General features: G+C 37.6%; 15 protein-coding genes and 1 riboswitch. Of the genes, 11 read left to right on the top strand and 4 right to left on the bottom strand.

Features of this window, described 5'->3' with window-relative positions:
* Window positions 1–30: 30 nt before the first annotated feature.
* The 9 genes from F7984_RS17280 to F7984_RS17245 all read left to right on the top strand — a co-directional run bounded on the left by F7984_RS17280 (window position 31) and on the right by F7984_RS17245 (window position 9000).
* Window positions 31–900 carry a YitT family protein gene (locus tag F7984_RS17280; protein WP_375138414.1) on the top strand — a complete coding sequence of 290 codons (870 nt, stop codon included), beginning with the start codon at window positions 31–33 and terminating at the stop codon, window positions 898–900.
* Between the two features lie 55 nt (window positions 901–955).
* Window positions 956–1297 carry a c-type cytochrome gene (locus F7984_RS17275; RefSeq protein WP_077248104.1) on the top strand — a complete coding sequence of 114 codons (342 nt, stop codon included), beginning with the start codon at window positions 956–958 and terminating at the stop codon, window positions 1295–1297.
* 343 nt (window positions 1298–1640) lie between these two features.
* Window positions 1641–2327, top strand: coding sequence for a cell division ATP-binding protein FtsE (gene ftsE, locus F7984_RS17270; RefSeq protein WP_066106856.1), 687 nt, complete (start codon window positions 1641–1643; stop codon window positions 2325–2327).
* Window positions 2317–3210 (top strand): permease-like cell division protein FtsX, encoded by an 894-nt coding sequence (gene ftsX, locus F7984_RS17265; protein ID WP_066106086.1) that lies wholly within the window; start codon window positions 2317–2319, stop codon window positions 3208–3210. The genes ftsE and ftsX overlap by 11 nt, the downstream gene beginning before the upstream one ends.
* A 99-nt stretch (window positions 3211–3309) precedes the next feature.
* On the top strand, window positions 3310–4560 hold the full coding sequence (locus F7984_RS19660) for a murein hydrolase activator EnvC family protein (RefSeq protein WP_066106090.1): 1251 nt from the start codon (window positions 3310–3312) through the stop codon (window positions 4558–4560).
* A gap of 213 nt (window positions 4561–4773) precedes the next feature.
* Entirely contained in the window at window positions 4774–5880 is a 1107-nt protein-coding gene (locus F7984_RS17255) for an AimR family lysis-lysogeny pheromone receptor (RefSeq protein WP_140461792.1), read from the top strand.
* 4 nt (window positions 5881–5884) lie between these two features.
* Window positions 5885–6010: a hypothetical protein gene (locus tag F7984_RS19605; protein ID WP_257469103.1), complete on the top strand. Its 126-nt coding sequence runs from the start codon at window positions 5885–5887 to the stop codon at window positions 6008–6010.
* Between the two features lie 105 nt (window positions 6011–6115).
* Complete coding sequence (locus tag F7984_RS17250) at window positions 6116–7552, top strand: S41 family peptidase (protein ID WP_140461791.1); 1437 nt, start codon at window positions 6116–6118, stop codon at window positions 7550–7552.
* 263 nt (window positions 7553–7815) lie between these two features.
* Complete coding sequence (locus F7984_RS17245; RefSeq protein WP_192796819.1) at window positions 7816–9000, top strand: PDZ domain-containing protein; 1185 nt, start codon at window positions 7816–7818, stop codon at window positions 8998–9000.
* A gap of 90 nt (window positions 9001–9090) precedes the next feature.
* Here the strand turns inward: F7984_RS17245 and F7984_RS17240 are convergent, their stop codons facing one another.
* Window positions 9091–9702, bottom strand: coding sequence for a PH domain-containing protein (locus F7984_RS17240; RefSeq protein ID WP_140461789.1), 612 nt, complete (start codon window positions 9700–9702; stop codon window positions 9091–9093).
* A gap of 195 nt (window positions 9703–9897) precedes the next feature.
* Here F7984_RS17240 and F7984_RS17235 point away from each other — a divergent pair, with 195 nt between their 5' ends.
* Both F7984_RS17235 and F7984_RS17230 read left to right on the top strand, forming a co-directional pair.
* Entirely contained in the window at window positions 9898–11052 is a 1155-nt protein-coding gene (locus tag F7984_RS17235; RefSeq protein WP_140461788.1) for an FtsW/RodA/SpoVE family cell cycle protein, read from the top strand.
* Between the two features lie 624 nt (window positions 11053–11676).
* A riboswitch (cyclic di-GMP riboswitch) is annotated at window positions 11677–11761 on the top strand.
* Window positions 11762–11797: 36 nt separating this feature from the next.
* Window positions 11798–11923, top strand: coding sequence for an anti-repressor SinI family protein (locus F7984_RS17230; protein WP_077248107.1), 126 nt, complete (start codon window positions 11798–11800; stop codon window positions 11921–11923).
* A gap of 132 nt (window positions 11924–12055) precedes the next feature.
* On the opposite strand, the gene F7984_RS17225 is transcribed toward F7984_RS17230, so the two are convergent.
* From F7984_RS17225 to F7984_RS17215, 3 genes are all read right to left on the bottom strand, one after another.
* Complete coding sequence (locus F7984_RS17225; protein ID WP_066106107.1) at window positions 12056–12376, bottom strand: helix-turn-helix domain-containing protein; 321 nt, start codon at window positions 12374–12376, stop codon at window positions 12056–12058.
* Between the two features lie 161 nt (window positions 12377–12537).
* Window positions 12538–13470: a cation diffusion facilitator family transporter gene (locus F7984_RS17220; protein ID WP_140461787.1), complete on the bottom strand. Its 933-nt coding sequence runs from the start codon at window positions 13468–13470 to the stop codon at window positions 12538–12540.
* A 766-nt stretch (window positions 13471–14236) separates the two neighbouring features.
* Window positions 14237–16177, bottom strand: coding sequence for a glycoside hydrolase family 15 protein (locus F7984_RS17215; RefSeq protein WP_139892194.1), 1941 nt, complete (start codon window positions 16175–16177; stop codon window positions 14237–14239).
* Window positions 16178–16181: the final 4 nt, after the last annotated feature.

Raw genomic sequence — 16181 nt, 5'->3', positions numbered from 1 at the left:
TTAAATGTTTAGACGGAGGCTTTTGCAATTGTGAGGAAAAAAAGAAACGCACAGAAGGAATCGCATCCTTACTTCAATCTAATTAAGGATTATTTATATGTTCTGATCGGCTCTGCCATTGTGGCCATCTCCTTTAATATGTTTTTATTACCGACAAAAGTTGCATCCGGTGGGGTCAGCGGAATCAGTACGATTACGTATAATGTATTCGGATGGGAGCCGGCCTTTGTACAATGGGCCTTTAATATTCCGCTATTTATAGCTGGGGTTATTCTGCTTGGTACGCATTTTGGAATTAAAACAGCTGTAGGAACGATCTTTTTCCCATTCGTTGTTTTCCTGACGAGTAACTGGTCTCCATGGACTCAGGATCCCTTATTGGGAGCTTTATTTGGTGGGATTGGTGTTGGATTGGGACTTGGGATAGTATTCCTTGGAAAAGCTTCAACTGGCGGTACCGATTTAGCAGCGCAAATTGTTAATAAATACACCGGGCTTTCTTTAGGAACCTGTGTTGCCGCCATTGATGGTTTAATCGTACTGGCTGCTTGTCTCGTATTTGATATTGAGCAAGGTCTATATGCATTGATTGGGCTATATGTAACGAGCAAAACTATTGATTTAGTCCAAGTCGGCATTAATCGCTCTAAAACGGTTATGATCATTACCAATCATGAAACAGAAGTAAGACGAGCTATTTTGGAAGAAGTGGATCGCGGGGTTACAAGAATATCTGCCCATGGCGGATATACAGAGAGTGAACGTCCGGTATTAATGTGTGTAATCGATCAAACTGATTTCACAAAACTTAAACAAGTGGTTCAACGTATTGATGACCAGGCATTTGTCGTCGTGATGGATGCTGCCGAGGTACTTGGAGAGGGTTTTAAAAAAGCCTAGATACAGCTAAAATAAGGGCATACAAATGTTTTCCTAATATTGGGAGGGGACTTCCTTGAAGAACTATTTGCATTTTGGCATAGCAGTTGTTATCATTGCCCTTGTTGGTTGTGCAACTCATTCGGGTACTGAGAAAAATGAAACAGCCTCATCCACTCCGATTTCGATTGCTAATGATGGAAGTGAAGCGGCAAAGATTTATGAACAAAAATGTTCAAATTGCCATGGAGACACACTTGAAGGCCGAATTGGTCCTGGGTTGGTTTCTGTAGGTGAAAAATTATCCGTGCAAGAAATTGAAGCAATCATTAATGATGGGGCACCTGCCATGCCAGGCGATTTGATTGCAGAGGATGATGCTAAAAAAGTGGCTGAATGGCTTAGCAATAAGCAGTGAAGTATTTTAATAGAATTTACCAAACCGGAGGAGATTATCTTACCGGTTTCTGTTTGTCCTTTAATTAATTGAATAGGTTAAATGACCTCTTCTTTAAGATTGCAACTTGAGTACAATGAACCACAGGCATAGTTAATACTATATTTACGGTATCTGACAAAAAAGGTAATAGAGTTGAAATATAAATGTAATATAAACGTGGTTTTTCTGACATTTTATGATGTTATAATAAAATCGTGACAAAAGATGGATTTTTCCATCATAAAACAAGAAATAACGACACCTGTCGATAAAGCATAGAGGTACTATACACAACATGAAGGTAGAAAAAGGTGAAAACGACATGATAGAAATGATTAATGTTCAAAAGACATATCCTAATGGCGTTTCAGCAGTCAAGGGCCTAAATGTAAAAATCAAATCAGGAGAATTTGTTTACGTTGTTGGGCCAAGTGGCGCAGGGAAGTCTACATTTATTAAGATGATGTACCGCGAAGAAAAACCGACAAGTGGTACGATCATGATCAATGGCAGGAATATTGCCAATATCAAAAACTCGAAGGTGCCTCTTTTAAGAAGAGATATCGGGGTAATTTTCCAGGATTATAAACTGTTGAATAATCTTACAGTCTATGAAAATGTAGCCTTTGCTCTGGAAGTAACAGAGGAAAGACCACAGGTCATTAAGCAAAAGGTTATGGACGTGCTTGATTTAGTTGGTTTAAAGCATAAGGTTCGTATGATTCCAACTGAATTGTCCGGTGGAGAACAACAAAGGGTAGCGATTGCCCGATCCATCGTTCGCTCGCCTAAGCTGGTAATTGCAGATGAGCCGACTGGTAACCTGGATCCAGAAACATCATGGGAAATCATGAAGATTTTCGAAGAAATCAATAGTCTCGGTACAACAGTTGTGATGGCAACGCATAATAAAGAGATTGTTAATACACTACAACATAGAGTTATTGCGATAGAGAATGGATACATCGTGCGTGATGAACAGAAGGGGGAATATGGCTATGAACTTTAGAACCTTCCTCCGACATATAAAAGAAAGCTTCAAAAATATTGGCAGAAACGGCTGGATGACATTTGCTTCTGTCAGCGCCGTAACAGTTACACTATCTTTAGTTGGTGTATTTGTTGTTATTATGATGAACTTAAATAACTTTGCCAGCAGCATTGAGAGTGATGTTGAAGTACGTGTCCATGTGGATCGCACTGCTACTGAAGAACAAAGGATTCAACTTGAGAGTAATCTAGAAAAATTAGGGGAAGTAGATTCTATTACTTTTTCCCCGAAAGAAGATGAATTAAACAACCTGATTGAAAATATGGGTGATCAGGGAAGTGCCTTTGAACTCTTTGAGCAGGACAATCCTCTGAACGATGTATATATCATCAAAACATATCGCCCTGACGATGTCGCAAAGGTTGCGGAAGAAGCAGGAAAAATGGATTATGTTGAAACTGTCAAATACGGACAAGGATTCGTTGAAAAAATGTTTAAAATAGTCGATACATCACGGAATGTAGGGATTGTTTTAATCGCAGCCTTGTTATTTACGGCGATGTTCTTGATATCCAATACGATTAAAATTACCATCTTCGCAAGAAGACGTGAAATTGAAATTATGAGATTAGTAGGTGCCACAAATGGATTTATCCGTTGGCCGTTTTTCCTTGAAGGATTATGGCTCGGCATCATGGGATCTATTATTCCAATAGCGATTATTGCTGTAGGGTATAAGTTCCTTTACGATAATTTTGCATTAGGTTTAACCATTGATTACATGAGCCTACTTCCATACAATCCATTTATCATTCAGGTCTCCCTATTGATTGTCCTGTTTGGAGCTTTGATTGGTATTTGGGGAAGTTTAATGTCGGTTCGTAAGTTTTTGAAAATATAACCATCTAAATTTCAAACATTATCAATTGTGCCCCTTGTAACAAAGGGGCCTACATAGAATAGACAGATTGTGTTACCTAGTATGAAAGGGGAAAGTCACGTGAAGAAGACCATTGTTGCATTAAACACAGCGCTAGTGCTGGGTTTTGCTGGCCTCTTTGGAGGCAGTGTTCAAGCAGCATCCATTGATTCTTTACAACAAAAGAAGAATAACATCCAAGAAAAGAAATCAGCTGTTGAAACAGATATCTCAGAAGCAAACGGTAAAATCAATCAGATTGAATCTCAAAAAGCTGAAGTAAAAGCAGAACTTAATAAATTACAAAAATCAATAACTGAAACACAAGAGAAAATTAAAGAGAAAAATAGCCAAATTACTTCAACACAAGAGAAAGTTACAAGTTTAAAAGAGAGCATTAAAGAAATTGAGGCCAGAATTGAAACTCGCAATGAGATTTTAAAAGAACGGGCTCGCTCCTACCAGCAAAATGGTGGAGGAGTGAATTATTTAGAGGTTGTTTTTGGAGCCAGCAGTTTTGGTGAATTTGTTGAACGTGTAGGTGCTGTATCCACTATTATGCAAGCGGATAAGGATATCTTAACGGAACAAGAAAATGATAAAGCTGACTTGGTTGCAAAAAAAGAAGAAGTTGAAGATAAGCTCAATAAATTAAATGCAATGAAACAAGAGCTGGTAACTATAAATGAAAAGCTTGATGGCCAGAAGGTCGAAAAAAATAAATTAATGGCTATTCTAAAATCCGAACAGGCTGAACTTGAAGAAGAAAAACTAAGCCTGGAGGAGGAAAAGCAATTATTGGCGAGTCAAGCAGAAGCTGTGAAAAAAGCCATTCAACAAGAAAAGGACCGTCAGGCAGAAGAAGCTAAAAAGGTTTCTGCAAGCACAGGCGGGGGAAATGGTAATACAGTATCTGCGCCGGCCATTACGTCCGGTAAATTTATGCGCCCTGCAGCAGGATATGTATCCTCAGGATTTGGCGGAAGATGGGGAAGAAACCATAATGGGATTGATATTGCCAAGTCAGGTACAGTTCCAGTCGTAGCTTCGGCAGCCGGTGTCGTAACAAGGTCAAATTTTTCAAGTTCCTATGGGAATGTTATCTACCTGTCGCACTATATAGATGGACAAGTTTATACAACAGTCTATGCCCATTTGAGATCAAGAAATGTTTCTGAGGGTCAAACAGTAAGTAAGGGCCAACAAATCGGAATCATGGGAAATACGGGTCGCTCATTTGGACAGCATTTACATTTTGAATTATACGTAGGTGAATGGACTGCTTCTAAAAAGAATGCTGTAGATCCATTGAAATATTTAAGTGGTATGTAAGTTGAAAGATGCACGTAACGCAGTTCTATTTTGAACTGCGTTTTTTTGTTCCTGGGGTAAATCTGAATATGCTAGCAAAGAAACCCGAAATATGTCGGTTTACCAACTATTTTGATGGATAATTAAAGTGTACTATTTAGACAACGCCTGCTAAAATTTGTATTATGGTATAAAATTTTACAAATAATGAGGTGTGGCATGGAGGGTGTTATTTTGAAGGATTTTCTGATCAAGGACGATCAACAGTTTACAGATTTCATCAGTAAACAAAAAGAACTCTATGATCCTGCACAAATTGATTTACATAGTATTATATTTTCACTGAATGATTTATATCCTAACAACTATGAAAAACAGAAATATTTTCTGAAGGAATATTATATCAATTGCAGAGATGCCATAAAACCTCACATTTTAATGGAGTACTTTACGATGCAGGGAGATACGAAAGAAGTAGAATCCCTCCTCCAATCTGAAAGAGAGTTCGACAGTCCGGAGATGAGGACATGGCTCTCAATCTATTCCATCCTAAGTAAGCGAAGAGATGGTCTTTTAACTGGTACGGATTTAATTGATGCCATTTTTAAGGTGAAGAATACGAGTAATGAAACGCTTATTCTTTCATTAATTATTCATCTATATGGAATCAGCGAAACAGGCCTATATGAACCTTTTCATAAGGTCAGGCGTGTTATCGTACCAATGGTTGAATTAATGGATAATGATTTCCTGCGTGAATCATATTCAATTCGTTTGGCTGAGATGGAAGTTCTTACCTACCTGTATATGAATAAAATTGATCTCTGCAGAGAAAAATGCATGAAAGTGATTGAAAGACGCGAATTGGAAGTATATTTTCCTGTTATCTATTCCGTTTTCTATCACACATTGGGTCAATCCTTTATGTTTGAAAATTATCAGGTGGCAAAATACTGGCTAAATAAATCAATGGCTACTTTAAGTTCCCTGCCAGCCGACATACAATCCAAAAGGATGAGTTTTTTAATAAATACTATGGAGTTTTTGAACTCTTTTTGGGGAGTCGATACTGACTCAATACCAAAGGATGAAGCAGAAAAAGCCCATCGCTATCTTGTAACAGGACGAACAGAAGAGGCTTTGCATATATTAGATAATCTGAAAAAAGAGAATGGGTATTTAACTTCGTATCAGCTGTTTTTTTATAGCATCGCAACTGATAATGAAAAATTAATGCAAGTTGCCAGAGATGTTTTTACATCGAACTCAAACTTTTTTTATCTTCAACTATTGAACTCCGAGAATGTACATAGATACAAAGCAAGATTGGGAGGTGAATAGGTTTATGAAGCGAATAGCTGGGTTTGTCATCACGTTATGTATACTGACTTGCGCTTTTGGAAGTGCTGCAGTATTTGCTAAAGATCCAGGACCGATTGCTCCGGGTGCCAGTCAAAAATTAGATAAATAATCATACTATGTACAAGCCTTTCATACTGTATATAGTAGGACTAAGCATTGCACATTTATACGTGCAGTGCTTTTTTAATTGATAGAACTATGAAAGGAGCGATCTATGAAAAATAAATGGTACTGGTTATTTTCTGTAGCCATCTTTCTATTAGTTGTTACAATCGCTGGCTTGTGGTGGAAGTATGTGACATTGGAGAATACGCTTGAATCGAAGAATCAAAAAGAGAATCAGGCTGATTCCTGGCCCCAGTTTGATAAAGTACGACAGGCATATGATATTATTACGTCTAATTACGTAGAGCGTATAGATGGAGGGCAGCTGACTGAGGGAGCTATTAAAGGGATGCTTGGGGAGCTCAAAGATCCATATTCGGTATATATGGATGAAGAGACTTCGTCACAGTTTCAACAAACATTGGATTCCAGGTTTCAGGGAATTGGAGCTGAGATAAGTTTTATGGACGGGAAGTTTATCATTGTGTCCCCATTTAAAAATTCCCCGGCCGAACGATCCGGTATAAAACCTGGTGATGAAATTATCCGTATTGATAGTAAGGATGTTAAGGGATTGGAACTATATGATGTAGTTTCCCTGATACGTGGGAAGATTGGAACTAAAGTGACGATAGACATTAAAAGAAACGGCAATGATCAGCCAATCACGTTTTTAGTGGAGCGTGATGAGATTCCGATTGAAACAATCCACACGGCTATAAAGAAAGTAAGGGATAAAAAAATTGGTTATATCCAAATCACCTCATTCAGTGAAGAAACTGCAGAGGATTTTCTGGAAGATCTAAAAGGTCTGGAAGAGGATAAGGTGGATGGACTTTTGATTGATGTAAGGGGAAATCCTGGAGGACTGTTAACAAGTGTTCAGGAAATCCTGGAGGTATTTGTAACGAATGAACATCCTTATATTCAAATTCAAGAGCGAAATGGCAAAAAGAATAAATTTTTCTCTACTTTAAAAAGTGAGAAGGAGTACCCGATTGCTGTGCTTATTAATAAGGGAAGCGCATCAGCTTCAGAAATATTTGCCGGTGCCATGCAGGAAGCGGAAGGTTATCCATTGATTGGCGAGAAAACATTTGGAAAAGGGACTGTTCAGCAGCCTGTTTCAATGGGGGATGGTAGTACCATTAAGTTAACCTTCTATAAATGGCTGACACCAAATGGTACGTGGATTCATAAAAAGGGTATTGCTCCGACGATGTCCGTTCATCAGGATAGCTACTATACCTTACAGCCCCTTGTTGTTACGGAAGACCTGCGGAAGGATATGAATAATAAACAGGTGAAGACACTGCAGCAGATGTTAGAGGGATTGGGATATGCACCAGGGCGTACAGATGGTTATTTTAGCAGTAAGACAGAGAAGGCTGTCCTAGCCTTTCAGCGGATGCATAAATTGCCGGTTACAGGGAGTGTTGATCAGGATGTCGCAGCTAAGCTCCAGCAGGCCGTAGTGGATAAGATTAAGGATGAAAAAAATGACCGTCAGCTGCAAACTGGTTTAAGTTGGTTGGCCCAGCAATAGCATTCGGGTCATGGTATGAGAATATAAAGTGCCTTGTTTTCTTAAAGGTGAATATCAAAAAAGTGAAGGCTATGAGCCTTCATTTTTTTGTATGCTGATTCATCCATTATTATTGTAATTTGTTACCGATCCTTTTGTTTCTTTGCAGGGAGGACATCTTAGAAGTTCTTGGTGAGTTTTGTAGTATAGTGACTATCTGAAAAGAATTGATAGGAAAGGAGGGGGGGATTTGATAGAATATTAAGTAAGTGTATGCGAGGTTGGTGATTAATTTGTGGGAAACGTGGATAATTGAAATTGCAAAAGGAATAGGCGAATTGTTTTTACACCCGCTTTTCTATGTGGGATTTATACTTACATATATACTTGGCTCCATGAGGGTCAAACAGGAAAGAAAACTGTTTCATGTCCGTGTAGAGGATTCTATGATTGAAATGAAGGAATATATTGTTCCTAGTTTAGTATGGGGACTCATTCTCTCGGTCATCACTGGGCTACTCGGCTTAGCTGTACCATTTGATTTCATTGTAATCGTAGGAATCTTCATGTTACTGATTAGTGTAAGCATGCAAATCAGATTTCTTTCCCCGGCTTATACAGTTGGATTGGCCTTTCTTGTTATCTATATTTTATATGTAACAGGGTTTGATGGCATCCTAAATAACAGCTTTTTTGCATTTGAGCAGGCGATTTATCCTTCAATAGCTGTTTTAATAGGTTTATTGATTATTACAGAGGGAGTATTAATTCGGAAAAGAGGAGCTATTCAAGTTTCTCCTTCAGTTGAAAAAGGAAAGCGCGGTCTCTATATTGGAACGCAAACAACAAAAAGAGTTTGGCTGGTGCCGGTCTTATTATTTATTCCTAATGGAATGTTGAATGTTAGCGGAGATTTTTGGCCTGTCTTTTCATTTGGAGGAACGGATTGGAGTCCTATTCTGGTGCCATTTTTTATGGGGTTCTCCCTTAAAGTGAAAAGTAATTTGATGGGCAATGTGGCTGGAAGGCTTGGAAACCATGTAGCTATCCTAGGCATCATTGTATTAGCTCTGGCTGTAGCAGGAAAGTGGTATCCGATTGTCAGTTTAGCAGCTGCCATTGTTGCAATCCTTGGCAGGGAAGTCATACAGTTTGTGTATAAAAATAATGAAAATCAATCGAATGCTTTCTTCACTTCAGGAAAAAAAGGCTTGATGATCCTAGGTGTACTTCCGGAATCGCCGGCAGAGCGAATGGGTTTAAAAGCAGGGGAGCGTTTGACCCGTGTGAATGGACAACAGGTTTACAACTCTGAGCAACTTTATGAAGCCTTACAAATCAATCGTGCTCATTGTAAGCTGGAAGTCTATGATACGAATGAGCAAATCAGGCTTGTCCAAAATGCCTTATATGAGGGAGACCATCACGAATTAGGTATTTTGACAGTGGATAGTGAACTGAAGAGGTAGAAGCTTTAGTAATAGTATGAATGAAATAAAACAGTGGTCACAGGCTTATATCTGTGATCACTGTTTTATTTAGTTTTCGGATCATACTATTCAAATATTCCTGGACTTATTCAAAATAATATTCCCTACTCTAATCAACTGGTCCTGATCAAATATTTCATCAAATTCCAATCTACGCTTACCATATTGGATTTTTAATCCTCTTTCTAATAGCCCATCCTTGAACCAGTTGACGTTTCTAACGGTCTGATACCTGAATCTTTGTATTACACTGAACCTCTTATTAACAAAAATTATCCTTTTATTGGTAGGAATTAAGTATCCGAAAATTTCCTTCTTACTGCTTTTATCATATTCACAGTAAATGAAGGCCAAAGCCTTCTCATTAGGTTCAAAAACACGTTGAATAAGGGATCTAAAGAATACTTTATTCCTTTTAATTTCGTTATATTCATAAGGGGAGTAATTTTGGCCGTTATGTTCCAGTAAATTAGCGATGATGGCTTCTATTTCTCTTCTTTCCTGTTCTTCCCGTTCCCTTTTTAACCGCTCTTTTTCCTGTTGCTTTAGAAGGCGAGTTTGTTCCTTTTCAGCTCTCTTTTGTTCAATGCCGGCTTTAACATCGGCGTATTTTTCTTTTTTTGTAAACAATTTAATAAGCATATCTTCTACTTTATAAAGTATCGTTTGATAAATGTTCATTTTAGCCCTCTTAACTATTCTTTTTTGCGCTATCAATACTCTTGCTATTCAATGGTGAAGGGGAGTATCAGTTTTCAGCCATAATTTCATTTATGTAATCTAAATTCTTTTTGTAATAGTAGTATTGGTTTTTGTAATATTTGTAATACATATTTAGTGAATGTTATAATATGGAAAAACAGTAGGGGTCATTTAATGAATTTAAACAAGGTTCGTAAGAGTTATTTTGATCTGGACTTATTGTTGATTATCTTTGTTTTTATGGGCATCAGCTGTTTCTATATTTATAGTGCACAGAAGTATTTACCTTATGGAAATCCATTTGCAATAAAGCAGGCCATTTATTTTTGTATAGGACTAATCCTGACATCGGTTGTTTATTATTTTGATTTGAGCCAGATTAAGAGAATGTCTATCTATCTATATCTTTTCGGAATCGGTGTATTAGCTTTCCTTCTAGTCGCTCCTGAAAGTATTGCGGAGGAAACGAAGGGGGCAAAATCCTGGTTTCAACTACCTGGTTTTTCTGTGCAGCCTTCAGAGTTTATGAAGGTATTTCTCATTCTTTTTTTGGCAAAAATCATAGTCTCCCATAATGATAAATTTATGAGAAATAAATCTCTTAAATCTGATTTCATCTTATTGCTGAAATTAGGATTGGCTGCAATTCCGCCCCTTGGATTGATTCTCTTGCAGCCCGATGCAGGTACGGCTATGGTAATCGCAGCTATTTTAATAGGCATGATTTTTGTGTCCGGAGTGAATTGGAGAATCATTTTCACCTTGATTTTAACAGGGATTTCTGCCGTGGTTACGCTAGCTTACATCTATCTTTATCATACAAAACTATTACTAAGCTTTTTAGGAGAATATCAAATAAATCGGATACACGCCTGGGTTGATCCATTTAATTTTAGTGAAGGCTATCAGCTGAAAAATTCCATACTTGCCATTGGATCAGGAATGGATTCGGGCAGAGGCTTTAACAATGGTGTTATGTATGTTCCGGAAGCTCACTCTGATTTTATTTTTACCGTGATTGGAGAGGAGGGAGGCTTTATCGTTGCCAGTATGGTCATTGCCCTTTACTTCATTATGATTTATAAAATAATTGCAATTGCCACATTAAATAAGGGACAGTATGAACGGTATATCTGCATAGGTATCGTTTCCATGCTTACCTTCCATATCTTTGAGAATATAGGAATGGTCATGGGACTTGTTCCGATTACTGGCATCCCTTTACCATTGCTGAGCTATGGAGGGAGCTCAGTATTGGGAACTCTTCTCGCTTTAAGTATTGTGTTAAATATATCTACAAAGACTAAGACCTATATGTTTTCTAAATAATAATTGTCAATCCTCTCTATTGTGAGAGGATTTTTTTGTAATCAGATATCTGGATGCGCCATATAGATTGATACAAAAGGGATTCATTTATAGGAATAAATAGTATAAGTTCTTTCTGGAATTATTTGACTGTTAAATAAATAGATAGTAAAATGTTCTTAAAAAAGAACGTTTCTATATTTAATATGGATTTAGACCATTAGTCCGTATTCAGGACTTAATCACCATCATTATATGCTATTTTTTTGACGTTATTGTTCTTTAAAAAGAACATTTAAGGAGGATATTATGTATCGTAAAAATTGTTATATCTGCCATCGAGCTTCTTATAGCAGCTGTGAAATTGGTGAATGGCTATGTCCTTCCTGTGGGAATGATTTAACCAAACAACAGGTGTTAAGAGCCTTAGAGTATTCGCAAAATAAACAAATTTATTATGAAAAATATCAGATGGAAAAGGACAAATTTCATTTGTTTTCGACATAAGTCTAGTTTAGAAACGGCATATATCATCCTTTTTACCTATATTTGTAGAAAAATGAAGGAAAATATACCCAAAAAAGGTTTGAAAACTACAAACAGTGGCAATAAAATAGTGAGTAAGCAATTATACTAATGAAGACTGACAGTAAAGGGCAAACTTATTGAAAAATAAGGACGCAAAGTCACAGGTCTAAGGTTTAATTACTATGATGGCTGGACTGCCTGAAATAGAGGAAAGTATTTTAGGGGGGAGATATAGTAGATGTGTACCGTTAAAGCTGAATTGGATCAAGAGTGGGTAAATCTTATATTGATCGCCCGACAAATAGGATTTACTAAAGAAGAGATTAGGGGCTTTATAGAGAGAGAAGAAAACGCACAGGAATGAGGGTGAATATATGAAATGCCTCGGTTTCAGTTGAAGTTCGGGGTATTTATTTTGTTTTCTTAAACAAGAAAAAACACTTACAGCTATATAAGTGTTTTGGGAATTCTAGTATTTATTTTAAGGCCTTTCTATTCAATCTTTCTTAATACGCCATTTATTAAATTCAATAAACTCTCTGAACTGATCTTTGGATACTCCCGAATTCATTGCTTCTTTTATTAACTCTGCCCAGTCCTCATCAAGATTGGTCATGTCTGGTTCATCGTTTAAGAGAGCATCAAGTGGGATATTTAGTACAGCTGCTATCTTTTCAAGAAATTGAACGGAGGGATTCACCTGTATATTTCTTTCGAGTGAACTTAAATAGGACTTTGCTACTCCTGCCTTCTCCGCTAGCTCCGTCATAGACATCTTTTTCTCTTTTCTAATTCTTTTAACACGATCACCGATCATATTTGATTCCCTTTCTAGATAATAGATTACAAATTATGTAAACATTACCTTAGCTGATAAAATTATTATAATAGTTAGAACCTTCACATTCAATTGCTTTTAGAATTTGACTTGAAAACGTAGCGAAATTGTAATCTTAATAGGTTAATGGCCATTCAGTATTAGTTACATGGTTCATGTTGACTGCTCTCTGCTATAGTGTATCCTTCGATTTGAAATGTACAATGTTCAATCTGATGATTGTTCTTTAACCAATTCTGTAATTGAATAAGAATTTCATCACGGTCCACTTTTTTCTCAACGACAACATGGCAGCTAAGTGCTGGGAAACCGGATGTGATCGTCCAGATATGTAAATCATGCACATCCAGAACACCCTCTATACTCATTAGACTTTTTCTTACCTGCTCGATTTGGATTCCTGTAGGAGTACCCTCCATTAAAATATGATAAGAGTCCTTTAATACACGCCATCCGCTAACTAAGACAAGAGTTGCTACAATCATGCTGGCAATCGGATCTGCCAAGTTCCAGCCGAACAGAATGATTAAGATTCCGGCAATAATTGCGCCGACTGATCCAAGTAAATCCCCTAATACATGAAGGAAGGCTCCTCGCATATTCAGATTTTCCTCTGTATCACCTCTCATCAAGATCCAGGCAACCGCTAAATTGACAATCAATCCAATTAGAGCAATCCAAAGCATATTGGAGCTAACCTCTGGCGGCACTCTAAAACGTTCAATTGCCTCCCAATAGATAAAGAAGGAAATAATGATTAAAGTCATGCCGTTTATAAATGCAGCTAATATTTCGAAGCGCTTATAGCCATAGGTTTTGGAGTAATCAGCAGCCTTTTCTGAAAATTTAAAGGCAAATAAGCTTAATCCCAAAGCAGCTGCGTCACTGAGCATATGCCCAGCATCGGAAAGAAGAGCAAGACTGTTGGTCCAAATCCCGCCAATCACTTCTATAATCATGAAGGCAAATATTAAACTAAAGCTAATCGCAAGGGCTTTTTTATTTGCATTATGATGATGATGGCCTCCGCTTTCGTGACTATGATGATGACCATGGTGATGATGCTCACTCATTGTAAACTCCTCCAATCTCAGGATTTATAGGTATGTTTATAAGCCTGTGTTCTGTTGACTATTTAATCGTATTATATATGTTATGCCCCCTCTTTATTGAATATCTATCATGAAATAAATACCTGATTTAGTTTCAGCAAATGGTTCAATTTTATTTTCGGTTTATTTGAAGTATTTTTTAGACGAACGAAATTATTTAAATATTGTTATTTTATAATACTACCTAAGTATAAATTATAATGATTGCTTTGTTCATTAGTTTTTTTTCCTTGATGGCAGATTTAGAGGGGTCTCAGCTAATCCCGGGAATCTATAATCATCCAAATGAATAAAGGGGTTATGAATGTTTCGGAAGGTATGCAGTTGATTATAGTTCTTTTCATATGTGTTCTGAAAAGTTCGGAAGCTGCCTCTGAAATAGCCGGAACGTGTAATTGACAGTATTAAGAAATCAATAATCAGATATATATTAACTCAAACAAATATCGAGAATAACCATAGATTAAGTGATGATACTCAGGGTATTGCTGAAAAGGTTGCTTGTCTATAGTATATCCATCCAGTCAGAGATGATGGCTTAAGTTGTTTCAGAAGATCAGAAAGTATATCCATATAAAATGAAAGGATCTTCTGGCCAATATAGACCTGAAGATCCTTTTTGCATAGTTTATCCACAGGGGGAAATTTACTTTGCTTATTAAATGTTATGAATAAACTGTGATTACCGTGTATAAGTGTGTGGACAACTTGGCTTATCCACAGGCGGTTAAAGTTCTATTCCATTCTCTTTCATTTCTAAAACAGTCAAAATGAACATAGCGTGTGACCAAGTAAGCGGTAATACCCAGGCAGGTCTGCCTGTAATTTTGTCAATTTGCTCTGCTAAAAGATCCAAATCAGTGGCATGATCGACGACCCATTTAAATAATTTCTTTGCTTCAAGCTGTTTATTAATGCGAATATAATAAATCGCGAGCCAGAGCGTCGATATGATCCAAGGGTCACCACTAATATAGATATCCCCCGGGAAGCGTTCGATACCACCAATAATCTTGGAGCGGCACAGTCGGTCAATGGTGGCAGCTGTTTGTTTCATTTTTGGATCATTGGCATCAATCATATTGAAGGGTACCTGAAGGCCAAGTAAACAGATATCGATGACATCATCCCTGACCTGACGATAGATTGGATATCCCTTGGCATCATATTCCTTTGAGACATCCTTGCCCTGAGCTTTCTTATTTAAGTAGGCCGGTTCATCGAGTCTTAAATGAAAAGCTCGGAAAAACGCTTCATTCGTCTCATTGTAGCCAATCTGCATGATAGTCTTTTTAATAGCTGCTGCAGTATTCCTATAAAGAATAGCTTTTTCGGGATGACCTAATTTCTCGGCCCATTCAGAAGATCCTAACAGCCCTCCATATACTGCGGCGGCTGAATAAAAGTGTTCAGCTTCTCTTTTTTCCCATATATCCATGCTAGGAAGAGGAAGATGGGTGATGGGATCGATAAACTTAGTAAGGAAGTCCGCCCCTTTTTCCATGACTGGCCACATTTCAACTACAAAGTCCTCATCACCGGTAATTTCATAAAATTGATGGAGTCCCCACAGAATGGAGCCTGTTTCATCAATTTGCAAGCCCCAGGCAGGAGCTAAATGTCCGTCTAAATAGTGGCGCTGATCCCATTTTCCTTCCTCATCCTGAAGAGTTCTGGCAAATCGGTAAAACTCTTTAACCTGTCTGTGATAGCCTGCACGAGCATATGCAGTGGCGGTGTAGGCTGCATCACGACCCCAGCAATAGGAATATCCACCTGAAAAGGCATATTCCTCATCTACCTCAGGGGCAGCAATGAAACCGCCATTTTTATTATTCATTAAATGAAACATAAGTAAAGAACGCTCATAAATTTTCTTTGTTCGTTCATCTTTAATTTCAACTGGCTTCGCTTGATCCAAATATTCATACCAATAGTGCAAGGTCTCCTTGAAATGTTCGTCAAAGGGAATCTCTTTTACATCCTTTAAGATGTCAATCGCTCCTTGAGAGCCGTTGCCTGCTGCAATATAAAGCGTAATGGATTTTTCCTCGTTGGGATCGAGAGAAAGCGGATCATATTCAATTCCACATGATGATTTATTGGCAATTCTTTTACCCCTAAGAATACCGTCATTTAGCTCCTTAAATGTAGCTCCACATTGAAATTTCTTAACGTTATGAGTGGAGCCAACTGCAAATCCATATTCTCTGTGGTAATGGGTAAAGCTATCTGTATCTTCCTCGAACATAACAGTTTGATAGCGTCTTTTTTCATCAATCATAAAATCGCTGTAAACTACGAAGCTTATATTTTGTGGACGATCTGATAGATTTTTAAAGGTAAAGTGCCGAACATAGACATCTTTTTTGGGTAACACAAAATCGAGCTGCCTGATAGACAAGCCAGAACCGCCGAGTGTGGATATGGTTTCTAAAATGTTCGTGCGGTTCATATAGGCTTGTTTATGATTCCAAACATTCTCATGAAGGAAGAAGGTCTTTACCGAGCCTTCAATGCCGCGAATACCTGTATAAAATAGATTTAGATGCTGGGGAAAATCGATATTTGGCCATGTGATCCTTTGCGCCTGCCCATCTTTTGTTAAAGATACCAGCATGCTTGAATTACCAATGATTGCTTCTGTAATATACGGTTTTTTTTCCAACAAA

The sequence above is a fragment of the Pradoshia sp. D12 genome, assembly GCF_008935075.1.
Lineage (GTDB): Bacteria > Bacillota > Bacilli > Bacillales > Pradoshiaceae > Pradoshia.
This window is presented reverse-complemented; position numbering and strand designations above follow the sequence as displayed.